General features: G+C 45.5%; 13 protein-coding genes and 1 tRNA gene. 11 read left to right on the forward strand and 3 right to left on the reverse strand.

Going from position 1 to position 18,348, the window contains the following annotated elements; all coding sequences use genetic code 11:
• Positions 1-56: 56 nt before the first annotated feature.
• From dnaA to gyrA, 6 genes are all read left to right on the forward strand, one after another.
• A complete protein-coding gene (gene dnaA, locus DW739_RS13775) occupies positions 57-1,427 on the forward strand; it encodes a chromosomal replication initiator protein DnaA (protein WP_022358493.1) in 1,371 nt (456 codons plus the stop codon).
• 285 nt (positions 1,428-1,712) lie between these two features.
• The gene (dnaN, locus tag DW739_RS13780) at positions 1,713-2,831 is read left to right on the forward strand and encodes a DNA polymerase III subunit beta (protein ID WP_118524027.1); all 1,119 of its coding nucleotides are present in this window, start codon (positions 1,713-1,715) and stop codon (positions 2,829-2,831) included.
• A gap of 60 nt (positions 2,832-2,891) precedes the next feature.
• Entirely contained in the window at positions 2,892-3,098 is a 207-nt protein-coding gene (locus DW739_RS13785; RefSeq protein WP_107000960.1) for an RNA-binding S4 domain-containing protein, read from the forward strand.
• Between the two features lie 11 nt (positions 3,099-3,109).
• Positions 3,110-4,219 (forward strand): DNA replication/repair protein RecF, encoded by a 1,110-nt coding sequence (gene recF / locus DW739_RS13790; protein WP_117796771.1) that lies wholly within the window; start codon positions 3,110-3,112, stop codon positions 4,217-4,219.
• Between the two features lie 22 nt (positions 4,220-4,241).
• The gene (gyrB, locus tag DW739_RS13795) at positions 4,242-6,155 is read left to right on the forward strand and encodes a DNA topoisomerase (ATP-hydrolyzing) subunit B (protein WP_117796770.1); all 1,914 of its coding nucleotides are present in this window, start codon (positions 4,242-4,244) and stop codon (positions 6,153-6,155) included.
• 46 nt (positions 6,156-6,201) lie between these two features.
• Positions 6,202-8,727, forward strand: coding sequence for a DNA gyrase subunit A (gene gyrA, locus DW739_RS13800; protein WP_117796769.1), 2,526 nt, complete (start codon positions 6,202-6,204; stop codon positions 8,725-8,727).
• A gap of 295 nt (positions 8,728-9,022) precedes the next feature.
• Here gyrA and DW739_RS13805 read toward each other — a convergent pair whose 3' ends face one another.
• Entirely contained in the window at positions 9,023-10,036 is a 1,014-nt protein-coding gene (locus DW739_RS13805) for a LacI family DNA-binding transcriptional regulator (protein WP_117796768.1), read from the reverse strand.
• Positions 10,037-10,220: 184 nt separating this feature from the next.
• Between DW739_RS13805 and DW739_RS13810 the strand changes: the two genes are divergently transcribed.
• The 4 genes from DW739_RS13810 to DW739_RS13825 all read left to right on the forward strand — a co-directional run bounded on the left by DW739_RS13810 (position 10,221) and on the right by DW739_RS13825 (position 15,648).
• Positions 10,221-11,792 carry an AbgT family transporter gene (locus DW739_RS13810; protein WP_118743223.1) on the forward strand — a complete coding sequence of 524 codons (1,572 nt, stop codon included), beginning with the start codon at positions 10,221-10,223 and terminating at the stop codon, positions 11,790-11,792.
• A gap of 127 nt (positions 11,793-11,919) precedes the next feature.
• Complete coding sequence (locus tag DW739_RS13815) at positions 11,920-13,737, forward strand: aminopeptidase P family N-terminal domain-containing protein (protein WP_118743224.1); 1,818 nt, start codon at positions 11,920-11,922, stop codon at positions 13,735-13,737.
• A 351-nt stretch (positions 13,738-14,088) separates the two neighbouring features.
• The gene (locus DW739_RS13820) at positions 14,089-14,931 is read left to right on the forward strand and encodes a fumarate hydratase (RefSeq protein WP_022358414.1); all 843 of its coding nucleotides are present in this window, start codon (positions 14,089-14,091) and stop codon (positions 14,929-14,931) included.
• Between the two features lie 132 nt (positions 14,932-15,063).
• Entirely contained in the window at positions 15,064-15,648 is a 585-nt protein-coding gene (locus tag DW739_RS13825; protein ID WP_333489799.1) for a Fe-S-containing hydro-lyase, read from the forward strand.
• A 128-nt stretch (positions 15,649-15,776) separates the two neighbouring features.
• Here the strand turns inward: DW739_RS13825 and DW739_RS13830 are convergent, their stop codons facing one another.
• Together DW739_RS13830 and DW739_RS13835 are read right to left on the reverse strand one after the other, a co-directional pair.
• Positions 15,777-16,700 (reverse strand): AEC family transporter, encoded by a 924-nt coding sequence (locus DW739_RS13830; RefSeq protein WP_118743225.1) that lies wholly within the window; start codon positions 16,698-16,700, stop codon positions 15,777-15,779.
• The gene (locus DW739_RS13835; protein ID WP_118743226.1) at positions 16,682-17,614 is read right to left on the reverse strand and encodes a 2-dehydropantoate 2-reductase; all 933 of its coding nucleotides are present in this window, start codon (positions 17,612-17,614) and stop codon (positions 16,682-16,684) included. Before DW739_RS13835 ends, DW739_RS13830 begins: the two co-directional genes overlap by 19 nt.
• A gap of 246 nt (positions 17,615-17,860) precedes the next feature.
• Here DW739_RS13835 and DW739_RS13840 point away from each other — a divergent pair.
• A tRNA-Ser gene (locus tag DW739_RS13840) sits at positions 17,861-17,948 on the forward strand.
• Positions 17,949-18,348: the final 400 nt, after the last annotated feature.

Below are 18,348 nucleotides of genomic sequence, written 5' to 3' on the forward strand. Positions count from 1 at the left end.
ACTTAGATTGGGTTATTTTGCAGTTTTGGCTGCTTTTTACGTTTAGGAGACACAGTATGATAGAGAAAATTAAGGAAAAATGGGATGAAATTCTCCTCCATATTAAAGAAGAACACGAACTGACGGACGTTTCTTTCAAAACATGGCTGCTTCCGACGCAGCCTTATTCCATGAAAGACGGCACCCTTCAGATCCTGGTTCCGGATGTGCAGTTTCTCGGCTATATCAAAAAAAAATACGGACTTTTGATCCAGATTACCATCGAAGAACTAACCGGAATCGAGTGTGAGGTCGATTTTGTCACCATCGAACAGGTCGATGAGCCGCAAAAAGAGACGGACAAAAGCCATCTGATCAACCGCCCGTCCGAGGTCAGCCGCCAGCTCATCCAGGATGCGAACTTAAATCCGCGCTACACATTCGACACCTTCGTCGTCGGCGCGAACAATAACTTAGCGCACGCCGCTTCCCTCGCCGTGGCAGAATCTCCGGGTGAGATCTACAACCCTCTCTTCATTTACGGGGGTGTAGGTCTGGGAAAAACGCATCTTATGCACTCGATCGGACATTTTATCTTAAAAAACAATCCAAAAGCGAAGGTTCTCTACGTTACAAGTGAGAAGTTTACGAACGAACTGATCGATGCGATCCGGAACAAAAACAATATTTCCACCACGGAGTTCCGTGAAAAATACAGAAACAACGACGTCCTCCTCATCGATGATATCCAGTTTATTATCGGTAAGGAATCGACACAGGAAGAATTTTTCCATACCTTCAACGCACTCTATGAAGCGAAAAAACAGATCATTATCTCCTCAGATAAGCCGCCGAAAGAGATCGAGACGCTGGAAGAACGGCTTCGTTCCCGTTTCGAATGGGGCTTGACCGTCGATATCCAGTCGCCGGATTATGAAACCCGTATGGCGATCCTCCGCAAAAAAGAGGAACTCGAGGGCTACAATATAGATAATGAAGTGATCAAGTACATCGCCACCAACGTCAAGTCCAACATCCGTGAGCTCGAGGGCGCCCTCACCAAGATCGTCGCCCTTTCCAAGTTAAATAACAAGGAGATCACGACGGAGCTGGCGGAGGAAGCGCTCAAGGATCTCATTTCCCCGAACGCGGAGAAAGAAGTGACCCCGGAGCTGATCATCCAGGTCGTTGCTGATCATTTCGGTATCACTCCGCTTGACATCTCCTCCCAGAAGCGCAACAAGGAGATCGTATTCCCGCGCCAGATCGTGATGTATATCTGCCGTTCGATGCTCGGAACTTCCCTGCAGAATATCGGCAAATATTTAGGCGGTCGGGATCACACGACGATCATCCACGGTCACGACAAGATCGCTGCCGATATGGAGAAAAACGAATCGCTTCGCAATACAGTGGAAATCTTAATGAAAAAGATCAGCCCACAGTAGGTTTCTTCCACAATTTCGCGTGGAAAAGTGGTTGAAAACCTGTGGATAACTTTTCCCACATTTTGCTCCATTTCAGGGCTGTGGATAATTCAAAAGTTATCCAGCCGGTTCCGGACAGTTTTACACAGCCTTTTTAACCATTTAAAAGGAGTCTGAACCCCTGTATTTTCAGGGCTGTCCGGAGAATTCCACATATTCACAGTCCCTACTACGATTGCGACGGAATTTATATATATCTTTTCTTTCCGTTCCACGTTATTTTTAGCAAAGGAGTTATCAACAAACATGAAGCTTTCATTTGAAAAAGATCATTTAATGAACGGCATCAACATTGTTCTGAAGGCCGTTCCTTCCAAAACCACCATGCCGATTCTCGAATGCATCCTAATCGATGCTGTTTCGGATGAGATCAAACTGACCGGCAACGATATGGAGCTGGGAATTGAGACGAAGGTCGAAGGAACGATCCTGGAACGTGGAAAAATCGCTCTTGATGCCAAGCTTTTTTCCGATATTATCCGCAAGCTCTCCGGTGAAAATTCTACGATCACGATCGAATCGGATGAAAAATACAACACGACGATCACCTGTGACAAGGCTATTTTCCAGATTCAGGGCAAGGACGGCGATGAATTTTCTTATATTCCCCACATTGAGCGAGATAAATTCATCACACTTTCCCAGTTTACCTTAAAAGAGATCATCCGCCAGACGATCTTCTCGATCTCGCCGAACGACAGCAACAAGATGATGACCGGTGAGCTGATGGAGGTCACCGGCAATGAACTTAAGCTCGTTTCCCTCGACGGACATCGCATGTCGATCCGCAAAGTTGCATTAAAAGAACAGTACGATGATATAAAAGTCATCGTTCCTGGCAAGACTTTAGGTGAGATCAGCAAGATCTTAAACGGTGACAACGACTCTGAGGTACAGATTTTCTTCAGCACCAACCACATCATGTTTGAATTTGACGACACGATCGTGTTATCCCGCCTGATTGAGGGCGAGTATTTCCGGATCAATCAGATGCTTTCCTCCGATTATGAGACGAAAGTTACCTTGAACCGCCGTGATTTCATGGATGCGATCGACCGTGCGAGCATTCTCGTCCGTGAAAATGATAAGAAACCTTTGATCTTAAACTTTACCGATGAAGAAATGGAATTAAAGATGCATTCCGCCTTCGGTACGATGGATGCACGTCTGGCGATTACCAAGTTTGGAAAAGACCTGATGATCGGCTTCAACCCGAAGTTTTTGGGTGATGCGCTGCGAATCATCGATGATGAGGAAGTGACTCTGTACATGATGAATCCGAAATCCCCGTGCTTTATCCGGGACGAGGAGGAGACTTACATCTATCTGATCCTGCCGGTCAATTTCAATGCGGCAGCGATCTAACCTGCCATTTTTTGACATGGCAGGTGCAGGCAGACAGTGACAGAAAGGATCTGAAATAAGATGGAGATAAAACTGAGAGATGAATTTATAAAACTGGGTCAGGCGCTTAAGGCAGCCGGTCTGGTAGAGTCCGGCGTGGATGCTAAATTTGCGATTCAGGACGGGCTTGTGAAGGTCAATGGCGCGGTGGAGATGCAGCGCGGCAAGAAGCTTTACGACGGGGACAAAGTCGAGTATGACGGAGAGACCGTAACAATCACCAAATAAAGGATGGTTTCATGTTTATCGAATCGATCGAACTCAAAAATTACCGCAATTACGGGGAATTACATATGGATTTTGATCCGGGGACGAATGTTCTCTACGGGGACAACGCGCAGGGTAAAACCAATATTCTTGAAGCGGTCTACGTGTGTGCGACGACCAAGTCCCACCGCGGCAGCAAGGACAGGGAGATCATCGAATTCGGAGAGGACGAGTCCCACATCAAGATGCAGCTTCGCAAGGACGATGTGCCGTACCGGATTGACATGCATCTAAAGAAAAATAAGACGAAGGGCGTGGCGGTCAACGGGATCCCGATCCGGCGGGCGAGCGAGCTTTTCGGCATTGTTAACGTGGTGTTTTTTTCGCCGGAAGATCTGAATCTCATTAAGAACGGACCGGCGGATCGGCGCCGTTTTATTGATCTGGAATTATGCCAGTTAAACCGGCTCTACGTACATTCGCTGGTGCAGTACAACCGGGTGGTGATACAGAGAAATAAGCTCTTAAAGGAGCTGTTTTTCCATCCCGAGTACGAGGAGATGCTGGATATATGGGATATGCAGCTTGCTTCCTATGGGCGGGAGGTGAGCCAGTACCGGCGGGAATTTATCGGTGAATTAAACGAATTGATCCGTCCGATCCATCAGAAATTGTCGGGTGGAAAGGAAGAACTCGTCATCCAGTATGAGCCGAACACGGAGGCAGATCAGTTGGAAGCGGCAGTCAAAAAGAGCCGCGAGGCGGACCGGAAGCAGAAGACGACGCTGGTCGGACCACACCGGGATGACTTAAGTTTCTATGTCAACGGAATTGACATCCGGCGCTTCGGTTCACAGGGACAGCAGAGGACGGCGGCATTATCGCTCAAACTGGCGGAGATTGAGCTGGTTAAAAAGATCAAAAAGGAGTATCCGATTCTGCTTCTCGACGATGTTTTGTCGGAGTTAGATGGGAAACGGCAGGATCATCTGCTCGCCAGCATCCGTCATATACAGACGATCATTACCTGTACAGGCTTGGATGATTTTATCAGCCACAGCTTCCAGATAGATAAGACCTTTCGGGTCGTGAGCGGGACGGTCACCTGTGAACGTCCAAACAAGACAACTAGTCAGACATAAAACAGCAAGTGAAGGAGGAACTATGGGTTCAGAATACAGTGCAGATCAAATACAGATATTGGAGGGATTGGAGGCGGTCAGAAAGCGTCCTGGTATGTATATAGGCAGCACATCTGTAAGAGGCCTCCATCACCTGGTGTATGAGATAGTTGACAACTCCGTAGATGAGGCATTAGCCGGATTCTGCAGTCACATCGAGGTGCAGATCAATGCGGACAATTCCATCACGGTACAGGATGACGGTCGTGGCATTCCGGTTGATATTCAGAAAAAAGCCGGACTTCCGGCCGTTGAGGTTGTATTTACGATCCTGCATGCAGGCGGTAAATTCGGCGGTGGCGGATATAAGGTATCAGGCGGACTTCACGGTGTAGGTGCATCGGTTGTAAACGCTCTTTCCGAGTGGCTGGAGGTTGAGATCTGCCGGGATGGAAAGGTATATAAGCAGCGCTATGAGCGGGGCAAAACCATGTATCCGCTGAAAGTAGTCGGTGAGTGTGCTCCGGATAAGCACGGCACACGGGTTGTATTCCTGCCGGATAAGGAGATTTTCGAGGAAACGGTCTACGACTATGATACGTTAAAAGTACGCCTGCGTGAGACGGCATTCCTGACGAAAAACCTCCGGATCACGCTGCGTGATGACCGCGAGGTAAAGCATGAGAAGACTTTCCATTACGAGGGCGGTATCAAGGAATTTGTCACCTACTTGAACCGGAGCAATGAGAAGCTCTATGAGCCGGTTATTTACTGCGAGGGCATCAAGGACAAGGTATTTGTCGAGGTGGCGATGCAGCATAACGATTCCTACACGGAAAATATCTACACATTCGTCAACAATATCAATACCCCGGAGGGCGGTACGCATCTGGCTGGTTTCAAGAGCGCGCTGACGAAGACTTTTAACGATTATGCAAAGAAAAATAAGCTTCTCAAGGAAAATGAACCGGCGCTCAGCGGCGAGGATATCCGCGAGGGCATTACAGCCATCATCAGCGTCAAGATCGAGGAGCCTCAGTTTGAGGGACAGACGAAGCAGAAACTCGGCAACAGCGAGGCCCGCGCGGCGGTTGATGCGATCGTGAGCGAGCAGCTGACGTATTTCTTAGAGCAGAATCCGGCGGTTGCCAAGATCATCTGTGAGAAATCGATTCTTGCCAAGAGAGCCCGCGACGCAGCCCGCAAGGCCCGCGAGATGACGAGACGTAAATCAGCGCTCGATGGCATGGCGCTTCCAGGAAAGTTAGCCGACTGTTCCGATAAGAATCCGGAAAACTGCGAGATCTACATCGTAGAGGGAGATTCCGCGGGCGGTTCCGCCAAAGAGGCGAGAAATAAATCCAATCAGGCTATCCTGCCTCTTCGAGGCAAGATCTTAAACGTAGAAAAAGCAAGACTTGATCGAATTTACGGCAATGCGGAGATCCGTGCGATGATCACGGCATTTGGTACCGGTATTCATGAAGATTTTGATATTTCAAAACTTCGTTACAACAAGATCATTATCATGACCGATGCCGATGTGGATGGTGCACATATCAGTACCCTGCTTCTGACGTTCCTGTATCGTTTTATGCCGGATTTGATCCGGGAAGGACATGTATATCTGGCACAGCCGCCGCTTTATAAGATCGAGAAGAATAAGCGTGTCTGGTATGCATACAGCGATGATGAGCTGAATTCGATTCTGACTGAGATTGGGCGTGACAACAACAATAAGATCCAGCGTTATAAAGGTCTGGGTGAGATGGACGCGGAACAGCTTTGGGAGACGACTATGGATCCGGAGCGCCGAATTCTTCTCCGTGTCCAGATCGACAGTGAGACTGCTTCGGAGGTTGATCTGACATTTGCTACCCTGATGGGGGATCAGGTTGAGCCGCGCCGTGAGTTTATCGAGGCAAATGCGAAGTACGTAAAGAACCTGGATATTTAATTAAATTTAAGTCACTTAAATCCTTTTGAGGACGAAAGGAGTATAGATGGAACCAAATATATTTGACAAAATTCATGACATTGATCTGAAAAAGACAATGGAAACGTCTTACATCGATTATGCGATGAGCGTTATTGCTGCCCGTGCACTTCCGGATGTGCGGGATGGCTTAAAGCCGGTACAGAGACGTGTTCTGTATTCCATGGTCGAGCTGAATAACGGGCCGGATAAGCCCCACCGTAAGTCAGCCCGTATCGTCGGTGATACAATGGGTAAATACCACCCGCACGGCGACAGCTCCATTTACGGCGCATTGGTTAATATGGCTCAGAAATGGGCTACCCGTTACCCGCTTGTAGATGGACATGGAAACTTCGGTTCCATGGACGGTGATGGTGCCGCAGCGATGCGATATACCGAGGCGAGACTGAGCCGTATTTCCATGGAGATGCTGGCAGATATCGGCAAGAATACCGTTGATTTTATGCCGAACTTTGATGAGACTGAGAAAGAACCGACGGTTCTTCCGGCTCGTTTTCCCAATATTCTGGTAAATGGCGGCACCGGTATCGCCGTTGGTATGGCAACGAATATTCCGCCTCACAACCTGCGTGAGGTAATTGCTGCCGTTGTCAAGATCATAGACAACCGGGTGGAGGAAGACCGCCCGACTACCATCGAAGAACTGATGGAGATCGTAAAGGGACCTGATTTCCCGACAGGAGCAACCATCCTTGGAAAAGCAGGCATCGAAGAAGCGTACAGAACCGGACGCGGCAAGATCCGTGTACGGGCTGTATACAATATCGAGGCCATGGCAAATGGCAAGAGCCGTATCATCGTGACAGAGCTTCCTTATGCAGTGAATAAGGCTCGTTTGATCGAAAAGATCGCAGAGCTTGTAAAGGATAAAAAGCTTGATGGAATCACGGATCTGCGTGATGAATCCAACCGTGAGGGACTTCGGATCTGCATTGAACTGCGCCGTGATGTGAATGCCAATGTCATCATGAACCGTCTGCTGAAGCATACACAGCTGCAGGACACCTTTGGTGTGATTATGCTGGCGCTGGTTAATAATGAGCCGCGTATCTTAAATCTGCAGCAGATCCTGGAATATTACTTAAAGCACCAGGAGGATGTGGTAACCAGAAGAACCAAATATGATCTGAACAAGGCAGAAGAGAGAGCCCATATTTTGGAAGGTCTTTTAAAGGCACTGGATCATATCGATGAGGTTATTAAGATCATCCGCGGTTCTGCCAATGTTCAGGCGGCGAAAGCTCAGTTAATGGAGCGTTTTGATCTTTCGGATGCACAGGCACAGGCCATCGTAGATATGCGTCTGCGTGCTCTGACCGGTCTGGAACGCGAGAAACTGGAAAATGAATATAAAGAGCTGGAGGCAAAGATTGCAGAGTTGAAAGCGATTCTGGCAGATGAGAAGAAACTTCTGTGTGTTATCAAGGAGGAGATCTCCCTCATCGCTGATAAATACGGAGATGACCGCCGTACCGCCATCGGATATGATGAATACGATATGTCTGCGGAGGATTTGATCCCGGATGACGATATCGTTGTGACCATGACCAATTTTGGCTATATTAAGAGAATGTCCAGCGATAATTTCAAGAGCCAGAACCGCGGAGGCAAGGGAATCAAGGGCATGCAGACTATTGAGGAAGATTATATCGAAGATCTGCTGATGACCACAACCCATCATTATGTGATGTTCTTTACCAACAAGGGACGCGTATACCGTCTGAAGGGATACGAGATTCCGGAGGCAGGACGCACTGCCAGAGGTACTGCCATCGTGAATCTGCTTCCGCTGATGCCAGGCGAGAAGATCACATCCATCGTTCCTATGAAGGAGATCGATGATGAGAAATATCTCTTCATGGCAACCCGCAATGGTATGGTTAAGAAGACTCCGATGAAGGAATACAGCAATGTCCGCAAGAACGGTCTTCAGGCGATTGTACTTCGTGATGACGATGAATTGATCGAAGTTAAGGCTACCGATAATACCGAAGATATTTTCCTGATCACAAAGAAAGGTATGTGTATCCGATTCCATGAGACCGATGTCCGCGTGACAGGCCGTGTTTCCATGGGGGTTATCGGCATGAAGTTTGATGAAGGCGATGAAGTCATCGGTATGCAGATGGCCAGCCAGGGAGAATGCCTGCTGGTAGTATCGGAAAATGGTTATGGAAAACGCACTCCGATTGATGAATTTACAGCCCAGAACCGAGGCGGCAAGGGCGTGCGCTGCTATAAGATCATCGACAAAACCGGTGATTTGGTGGGTGCAAAGCTGGTAGATAATGAGCGCAAGATCATGCTGATTACCAATGAAGGCATCATCATCAAGATGGCAGTCAGCGACATCTCGATTATCGGACGCAACACCTCCGGTGTGAAGCTGATGAGTATTGATGCTGAATCCGGCATAGCAGTTGCAAGCATCGCCAAGGTGCGGGAGAGCGACAAGGATGAGGATGAAGAAGACGAATTTCTGGAGGAACAGGACGGAGAAGAAACCGAATCTGAGAATACGGAAGAATAAAAGTTACAGTTCAGCCATGCGCTGGTTTGAATGAGAAAGTGTGTTGCAAGCTTGCTTGCATAAGCACTTTTTCATCCAAATCAGCATATGGTGGACCCACCATGCTTCTTGTTTTCATGAATATGGAAACAAGAAGATGTCATGGCTGAACTGTAACGAATAAAAAGTAAAAAAGATCAGATATCCTTGATCCTTGAAAAGAAAATCATAAAAAAGAGAACATCCGGCAATTCATAAACTGGAATTAGCGGGTGTTCTCTTTTTGATCTTTATAAGGCGCAGTATTTTAACAGCGTCACAGCGTCGTTTCTCTCTGAATGAGTCGGCACCTGAATTCCTGGTAGGTAAATTCAGATTCACGGTTTTCGATCATAGCAAGAAGAAGTTTGGCAGCATACTCGCCCATTTGATCGTAGGGAATATCAATGCCGCTGATAGAAGGATAGTCCATTTCATAGAAATTCACCTCGTTCAGGAAGATATGGCGAATTCTCTGAGGGATGGAAAAGCCTGTTTTTAATATTTCACGCTGCAGCAGCAGTCCAATGTCGTAGTTTTGAGAAATGGCAAGATCAAAACTGCGGTTTTCCATGTATTTAGCTAAAAATTGCTGCAGATGAATCAGATCACGATCCTTGATAGGGCAGATCACGTGCTCCAGATGGCAGTTCGGTGCCGTCCGGCGAAGCAGGGATTCAAAAAGCGGATATTTATTATTAACTAAAAGACCGTCATTGCTGATGGAAAAATACCGCACTTCGCGGATTTCCTTTTCCAGACAGAAGGAGGCACATTCCTGCAGGGCATATTCAAATGCATGGGGGAACGGCGTTTTTTTTGAGAAAACCCCGTCCATACAGATAACCACATAGGGAATATGATTTTCATCGGCCGGTTTTGTAAAAGCAGCGTGATCATCGTTGGAAATAAAAATGAGTCCATCGATCACGTTGGAATAATAGCTTTTGACATAATCCGGAGAAGAATCTATATCATCCATTTCATTGAAAATCGTGATGGTATAGTCGATCTGGGACAGGTACTGGCTGATTCCGGTAAAAGCATTTAAGAAAGCCTGGCGGCTGTAATCCTTTGCACATACAATTCCGATGGACGTGCAGTTTTTGGTCCGCATGCTTTTGGCGGAAGCATTGGGATAGTAGTGAAGTGTTTCAACGGCATCTAAAACCTTGCGTCTGGTTTCCTCACTGATCTTCTGATTCTGGCGATTATTGATCACATAAGATACAGTCGCCTGAGAGACTCCGCAGAGTTTTGCGATGTCTTTTGCAGTAACATTTTTTTTCATAATTTTGTAGACTCCTTATAACACTTTTACAGTTTATTAAATTTCTCTAAAAATGTCTATAGAAATTCACTAAAATACACAATAATTTAATATTGCTAAAAAAATAATTGAAATGCCGATCCTTTTGTGATATTCTAACAATACAAAATTCACTTATACGTATAAGTTGGGAATGGAGGAAAAAATGGGAAAAGCAAACGAACAAGCAAAAGATAAGCCTTCGTTATTAAACCGCTGGCTGAACGGAATTGAGAAAGTCGGAAATAAACTTCCGCATCCGATTTCTATTTTTGCAATTTTAGTTCTCTTTGTTATCGTTCTTTCTGCTGTCTGTGAGATGGCTGGAGTTTCGGCAACAGGTGAACTGGTTAACCGTTCTAAGGGAGTCGTAGAGACTCAGACGGTTCAGGCTGTCAGCCTTTTGAATGGTGAGGGGCTTGTGTACATGCTGACACATGCAATCACTAACTTTACAGGATTCGCTCCTTTGGGAGTTGTCCTGGTAGCTATGTTTGGTATCGGACTTCTGGAGGACAGTGGTTTAATCGGAGGCGCATTAAAGTCTGCTGTAGAGGTTACTCCGGCTAAGTTAATCACTCCGATGATCGTATTCTTGGGCGTTATGTCCAACCTGGCTGACGCAGTTGGATACATCGTTCTGATTCCGATTGCTGCACTGATGTTTATGGCATACAATCGTCATCCGGTAGTTGGTATGGCAGCAGCATTTGCAGGTGTATCCGGTGGTTTCTCTGCAAACTTATTAATCGGTACTCTGGATCCGCTTCTTTGCGGTATTACCAACGAGGCTGTAAAGATGGTAGACCCGACTTATGTAGTTGAGCCGACCGGAAACTGGTACTTCATGATGGTGTCTACCTTCCTGATCACAATCTTAGGTACTATCATCACTGAGAAAGTCGTTGCACCGCGTTTTGGTGAGTATCACGGCAATGGGGAAGAGAATGAAACAAGCTCTGAGTATAAATTAAATGACCAGGAAAGAACGGCTCTGAAAGTAGCTGGTTTAACCTTACTGGTTATGATTCTGGTTCTGGTAGCTTTCTGTCTCCCGGCTAACTCTGTTATGAGAGCTGAGGACGGAACACTGTTAGGAAACTCCCCGTTTATGGAGGGCATCATCCCGATTATCACTGTACTTTTCTTCGTACCGTCTGTTGTATATGGTCATATGACTGGTGTATACCACGGAGAGAAGGATGTCTGCAACGCTATGGGACGTGCCATGGGAACCATGAGCTCCTACATCGCTCTGACCTTTGTGGCAGCACAGTTTATTAACTTCTTTGGTTATACCAAATTAGGAACGATCCTTGCATTAAAGGGAGCTGAGTTTTTTAGAAACTCTGGTATTGGAACTATCCCGACCATGATCTTATTCGTTCTTTTTGCAGCATTCATCAACCTGTTCATGGGTTCTGCATCTGCAAAATGGGCTCTGATCGCTCCGGTATTCGTACCGATGTTCATGCTGTTAGGTTACACACCGGAGTTCGCTCAGGTTGCTTACCGTATCGGTGACTCCTGTACAAACGTTATCACTCCGATGATGTCCTATTTCGCAATGATTATCGTATTCATGAAGAAATACGATAAAGAGGCTGGTATCGGAACCCTGGTTTCCACCATGCTTCCGTACAGTATCTGCTTCCTGATTGGATGGAGTATCCTGTTAGTATTATGGATCGTACTTAACCTTCCGTTAGGACCGGGCGTTGGAATGTTTCTTGGCTAATGGGGCTGAATTGTTACGATAATTTAAATAACTAGAATAAGATGTACTCTGGGAATGTTTTATGCGGAATGCATAGACATTCCAGGAGTACATATTTTTTCAAAAAAATCGCATGAAGGAGGAAATAATGAACCAGACAAATATAAAAATTGGACAATTAAGAGATCGCATGAAAGAACTGGGAATCGATGCATACCTGGTTCCGACTGCGGATTTTCATGAATCTGAGTATGTAGGCGAATTCTTTAAATGCCGTCACTTCCTGACCGGTTTCAACGGAACCGCTGGAACGGCTGTTATCACTATGGACAAAGCCGGACTCTGGACAGACGGAAGATACTTTGTACAGGCAGAAGAGCAGCTTTCAGGCAGTGAGATCAAATTATACCGCATGGGTGAACCTGAATTCCCGACTCTGGACGAGTTTTTAGAGGAGGAGCTTCCGGTTGATGGATGCCTTGGATTTGACGGCCGTGTTGTAAACTCTGAGCTGGGTTATGGTCTTCAGAACTTACTGCAGGAAAAAAATGTAACAATCAACTGCAGCAAGGATCTGGTAGGTGAGATCTGGACTTCCCGTCCGGCTATGTCCTGCGAGCCTATCTGGAGCTTGGATGTAAAATATGCCGGAAAGAGCACCGTAGAGAAACTTTCAGATCTTCGTGATGCCATGAAGAAAAATAAAGCACAGATTCATCTGATGACGGCCCTGGATGAAATCGCATGGTTATTCAATCTCCGTGGAAACGATATTGTAAATAACCCGGTATTTCTGTCCTATGCACTTATTACACAGGATGAAGCCTATTTATACGTACAGAAAGAAGCTATCAAAGAAGATACTAAGATGGAAAAAGAGGTTTGTGCGGCTTTAGCTGAGGCAAAGGTTCAGGTAAAAGAGTATGCGGAATTCTTACAGGATGTGGCAGCCCTGAAGAATGAGAAGATTCTTCTGGAACGCAAGAAAGCAAGCTTTGCTGTATGCGAGAGCATTGATGCTTCCTGCCGTATCATAGATGAGATGAATCCTTGTGCTACCATGAAGGCTGTTAAGAATGCGACCGAGATCGAAAATATGCGTAAGGCCCATTTAAAAGATGGTATAGCTGTTACCAAGTTTATGTACTGGCTGAAGCATACCATCGGAACCTGCGATATGACAGAGATGACAGCGGCTCATAAAATTGAAGAACTGCGAGCCGAGCAGGGCAACTATATCGAGCCAAGTTTCGTAACCATTGCAGCTTACAAGGAAAATGCAGCGATGTGCCATTATCATCCAAGCGATGAGGTATGCAAGAAATTAAAACCAGAAGGTCTTCTGCTGGTAGATTCCGGCGGACAGTATTTAGAGGGAACTACTGATATCACAAGAACCTATGCATTAGGACCTCTGACCGAGAAGGAAAAAGAGTACTACACAATCGTAGCAGCCGCTATGCTGAAGGTATCAACCATGAAGTTCCTTCACGGCTGCCGGGGAATTAACTTAGACTACACCATCCGTGAAGCATTCTGGAAACGTGGTCTTGATTTTGCACATGGTACCGGACATGGTGTTGGATATCTTTCTAACGTACATGAGAGACCGAACGGACTGCGCTGGAAGGTTGTTCCGGAGCGTCAGGACAGCGCTGTGATCGAGCCGGGCATGATCTGCTCTGATGAGCCGGGTCTGTACTTTGCAGGCGATTTCGGAACCAGAACAGAGAATCTGATCTTATGTGTCGAGGATGAGAAGAATGAGTACGGACAGTTCCTGAAGTTCGAATTCCTGACCAAGGCGCCGATTGACTTAGAGGCACTGGATACACGTTTCATGGACGACGCGGATATCGAGCGCTTAAATACATACCATAAAGACGTATACGAAACCATTTCTCCGTATATGAATGACGAAGAAAAAGAGTGGTTAAAACACGTGACAAGAGAAATTTCAAGATAATATGATGTTACAGTTCAGCCATGCGCTGGTTTGAATGAATATGGAAACAAGAAGATGTCATGGCTGAACTGTAACAATATAATACCTCCTGAATAGATAGAGATAAATTCAAGTCGAACGTCCGTGAGACTTGGCGCGTGATTCTGGTCAGCAAAGCTGGCATATTCCTATCAGAATCACTGCGCATGAGATCAAAATCTATTCAGGGGGTATTTTTATTACATCTATTCAGAAATGATTGCAAGATTATTTAATTTCTATTATGATGATATAAGAGTCATTAATGATTAAGAGATGCGGTTCTGTCAGCAGGGGCAGATAAAAATTTCATGGAAGAAGGGTAGTTTTCAAATGAGAAGAATCAATGTTGAAACCATTACACAGAATATCAAAGAAATGTGCATTGAGGCCAACCATTTTCTGTCACCGGATATGAAAAAGGTGTTTGATGAGGCGGCAGCGAGTGAAGAATCTCCATTGGGACGTCAGATTTTAGGCCAGCTGGAAGAAAACTTATGTATCGCTGGTGAGGAGATGATTCCGATCTGCCAGGATACCGGAATGGCAGTTGTGTTTATCAAGGTAGGACAGGATGTACATCTGATCGGCGGTTCTCTGACTGATGCTATCAATGAGGGCGTGCGCCAGGGATATGTAGACGGATATCTCCGTAAATCCGTGGTTAAGGATCCGATTTACCGTGAGAATACGAAGGATAATACACCGGCTATCATTCATTATGAGATCGTAGAGGGTGAGCAGGTAGAGATCACGGTGGCTCCGAAGGGATTTGGAAGTGAAAATATGAGCCGTGTGTTCATGCTGAAACCGGCAGATGGAATTGAAGGAGTCAAGGATGCTATTCTGACAGCGGTGCGGGATGCGGGACCGAATGCCTGTCCTCCGATGGTAGTAGGCGTTGGAATCGGTGGAACCTTTGAAAAGTGTGCAGAGATGGCGAAGCACGCGCTGACCAGAAATCTGGAAGAGGAATCACCGGTTGAGTATGTGCGTGATCTGGAAAAAGAAATGCTTGAAACGATCAATAACCTTGGGATCGGTCCTGGCGGATTAGGCGGACGGACAACCGCCCTGGCTGTCAATATTGAAACCTACCCGACCCATATTGCAGGGCTGCCGGTAGGCATCAATATCTGCTGTCATGTAAATCGTCATGCGCACAGAGTGATTTGATGAATATTTTTAGGATTGCGGAAGTGCGAAGCACATAGCAATCCGGTATCAAAAGGGGAAAAATCTCTTGTGACCCAAACATCATTTGATAGTATAAAGAATGTACTCTCGGAGTTTTTCCTGCACAAAAAGATACCGAGAGTACATAAGATAGATTTGGAGGAAAATATGGATAAAACAATCACAGCTCCAATTGACAGGGAGACATTAAAAAGCCTGCATGCAGGTGATTATGTATATATAAGCGGAACCATCTATACGGCACGTGATGCAGCTCATAAGCGCATGATAGAGACGCTGGATGAAGGAAGAGAACTTCCCCTTGATCTGAAAGATAATGTAATTTATTATATGGGACCGTCACCGGCCAGAGAGGGCCGTCCGATTGGTTCTGCAGGTCCGACCACAGCCAGCCGTATGGATAAATATACTCCAAGACTTCTGGATCTCGGCATGGGAGCCATGATCGGAAAAGGAAAGAGAAGCCAGGCAGTCATCGATGCCATCGTTCGCAATGGTGCCGTTTATTTTGCGGCAGTGGGCGGAGCCGGAGCAATTCTTTCAAAGTGCATTAAGGAATCGGAAGTGATTGCATACGATGATCTGGGAACAGAGGCGATCCGAAAATTGACGGTAGAAAATATGCCTATGATTGTGGTAATTGATTCCGAAGGAAACAATCTTTACGAGACCGCAGTAAAGGAATATCAGAGATAGGATAATAAGATATCAGATGTGGGATGACTCCCATCCCGCAGCAAGAATGCAGATGCATTTTTGAGTTTTATGAAGAGAGGTTATTGGCTGTTTTGCAAATAACCTCTCTTTTGTCGTGAAGAATAAAGTTATAATTGATAGAGATAAACCATGATTGGCATGGTTATCATACAAAGCAGAGTGGTAATTACGTTAATGGCACCAGCATAGCGGGCATCTTTTCCATATACCTGGGCCATCTGCGTGATTGTGGAGGCGGATGGGGTGATTGTGGCTAACAGGGTGACAAGCAGAATTTGTGAACCATTCTCAGCAAAAGAAGCAAGGCTGCTGAATTTAAGAAGTAAAATTGTCAAAAGCGGTACACCGATGAGTCGCAGAATCGTGACAAGTCCAATATGGGGAAAAGCCAGAATTTCCTGGGGCGTGGTTCCGGCAATCGGCATTCCTGAGATCAGCATGGCCAAAGGACCAATCATGCTTCCCAGGGAGTGGACAGCGCTGTCCACTGGATCGGGAAGTGAAATCTGTGCCAAGAATAGAAAAATACCGAATAAAATGGCAATCATATTTGTATTTGTTATGATTTTTTTAAAATCAGGCTTCTTTTCTTCACAGATCATCATTTTGCCATGACTCCAGAGAAGAAAAAGCTGTACAGAGACGTAGGCGCTGGAATAAATAACCCAGTCTGGTCCTAGAATAGAGGAAACAAGCGGTATAACAAGATTTCCTGCATTAGAGTAGATGATAGAGGCTTTTTCAACTCCGTTAAGATGAAGAAGAGGTCCTATAAAGTAAAAAAGGACAATCAGGATGAGATGGATCAATACAGCAGCAGCCACCGCCAAAAGAAGCCCATTTAGGATGGAAGGGCTGCAGCTGACCTGAAAAGCAGATAAAATCGAACAGGGGACTACGATATAGACAGACAGGCGTGAAAGAATGCGGCTGTCATCTGAGCGGCAAATGCCAGTCTTTACCAAAACAAAGCCTAAAAACATGATGATAAATAATGCCGCAATTTTACCAACTAAAATTCCAATGGACATAATACGTTTGCTACCTCCTCATAACAGGGCATAGAGACAGAATATTTTTTTGCAAGTCGGAGTGGCTCCATGACAAGTCCGTCCAGTTCCGATGGTTTTCCTTCCATTATGTCACGCTGCATGGAAGTGGTGGCATCGGCAGATAAGTTGGAAAGAATCTCCAGATTTATTTTTACATAGTCTTTTTCAAAGGGATATCCCATGGCAGCAGCCAGAGCGCTGATTTCACGAATCATGGATTTAAATAATTCACGGGTAGGTCCTTCCTTTTGAAAATCTCCGGCCACGGCATGAAGGTAGACTCCGGAAGCTCCGATAGGGGAGACATAGGAAAATTTCTCCAAAGCATCCCTTTGGATATGGGTGGATAAAACTCCATCGATACCGCTTTCGCAAAGATCCGATTGAATGGCTGATAAAATCGGAGAAATATAGGAAGGATCCCTGGGACCGAAGACAACCCTTAAGATAGGACCGTGCTGAACCAGAACACCGGGATGTTCTAAGGATGCAGAAACATAGATGCATCCATCCAGAACGGTACAATCCGGTAATTCTTTCTGCATCCTGGCACCGGTTCCATATATATTTAAGATGGGAATAATAATTGTGCGGGGACCAGCGGTCTGGCGGATAAAAGGAAGGACGGAATCAAGGGAATATTCTTTTACGCATATAAAGATAACCTCCGGAGCCAGGGAAAGAGCACAGGATTCTTCCATGGATAATGCACGAACCTCAAGATGTTCTTCCGTCTGATCCCAGAGATGACGAATGATGAGACCGTTATTACGCATAGCATCAAGGTTGGAACCACGGGCAATGAATGTAACATCCTTTCCAGCTTTTGTAAGAGCAGAGCCAAGAATTCCACCAGTACCGCCGGCTCCCAGGATCATATATTTTAAATTCATAAAAAAACTCCTTTCTGAATCCTAATCTGGATTGCTGCGTGCGATGCGATGCACTCCTGCAATCCGCCAAAACATCTATAGTATCATATCATAAAATATATTGAAAAATGGTGGTTTAAAGGAAATAAAAAAAAGAAAAAACTTGGATAAATTTGCTTGACATTTTAAATTTTCTTTGATACAATGAGATACGCGTCTGACAAAGAAATGCGTTAAGATGCAATTGAATATTTTTTTTATTACTGCGGAGAAATACTCAAGAGGCCGAAGAGGCGCCCCTGCTAAGGGTGTAGGTCGGGCAACCGGCGCGAGGGTTCAAATCCCTCTTTCTCCGTTTCTTTTTTAAAAAAGCTGGAAAAAATAAAAACAAAAAAGTGCTTGACACTGATGAGTTTTCGTGATAAACTAGCTGAGCTGTTGAAGAAACGGCGCTTTTGAAAAAGAAAAACAAAAAATAAATTAAAAAAGTTGTTGACAAGCAAGAATGCTTATGATAAAATATATGAGCTGTCGCTGAGACAACAAAGAACCTTGAAAACTGAACAGTATGTAAAACCCTGAAAATTCTAAGAACAAAGGCTTTTGGTTAAGCCTTGAAGTTCAAGAGAACATTCAGAACAAAACCAAAACAACAGTAATAACGGTTAAAATTAGCCAAGCGAATTTTGACTGGAATCAAAACTTTAACATGAGAGTTTGATCCTGGCTCAGGATGAACGCTGGCGGCGTGCTTA

The organism is Clostridium sp. AM28-20LB, from assembly GCF_003480665.1.
GTDB lineage: Bacteria > Bacillota > Clostridia > Lachnospirales > Lachnospiraceae > Otoolea > Otoolea fessa.

Excerpts from the sequence above, each read along its gene's own strand:
- dnaA (WP_022358493.1), top strand. The coding sequence starts at position 57 with ATGATAGAGAAAATTAAGGAAAAATGGGATGAAATTCTCCTCCATATT.
- dnaN (WP_118524027.1), top strand. The coding sequence starts at position 1,713 with ATGAAGCTTTCATTTGAAAAAGATCATTTAATGAACGGCATCAACATT.
- DW739_RS13785 (WP_107000960.1), top strand. The coding sequence starts at position 2,892 with ATGGAGATAAAACTGAGAGATGAATTTATAAAACTGGGTCAGGCGCTT.
- recF (WP_117796771.1), top strand. The coding sequence starts at position 3,110 with ATGTTTATCGAATCGATCGAACTCAAAAATTACCGCAATTACGGGGAA.
- gyrB (WP_117796770.1), top strand. The coding sequence starts at position 4,242 with ATGGGTTCAGAATACAGTGCAGATCAAATACAGATATTGGAGGGATTG.
- gyrA (WP_117796769.1), top strand. The coding sequence starts at position 6,202 with ATGGAACCAAATATATTTGACAAAATTCATGACATTGATCTGAAAAAG.
- DW739_RS13805 (WP_117796768.1), bottom strand. The coding sequence starts at position 10,036 with ATGAAAAAAAATGTTACTGCAAAAGACATCGCAAAACTCTGCGGAGTC.
- DW739_RS13810 (WP_118743223.1), top strand. The coding sequence starts at position 10,221 with ATGGGAAAAGCAAACGAACAAGCAAAAGATAAGCCTTCGTTATTAAAC.
- DW739_RS13815 (WP_118743224.1), top strand. The coding sequence starts at position 11,920 with ATGAACCAGACAAATATAAAAATTGGACAATTAAGAGATCGCATGAAA.
- DW739_RS13820 (WP_022358414.1), top strand. The coding sequence starts at position 14,089 with ATGAGAAGAATCAATGTTGAAACCATTACACAGAATATCAAAGAAATG.
- DW739_RS13830 (WP_118743225.1), bottom strand. The coding sequence starts at position 16,700 with ATGTCCATTGGAATTTTAGTTGGTAAAATTGCGGCATTATTTATCATC.
- DW739_RS13835 (WP_118743226.1), bottom strand. The coding sequence starts at position 17,614 with ATGAATTTAAAATATATGATCCTGGGAGCCGGCGGTACTGGTGGAATT.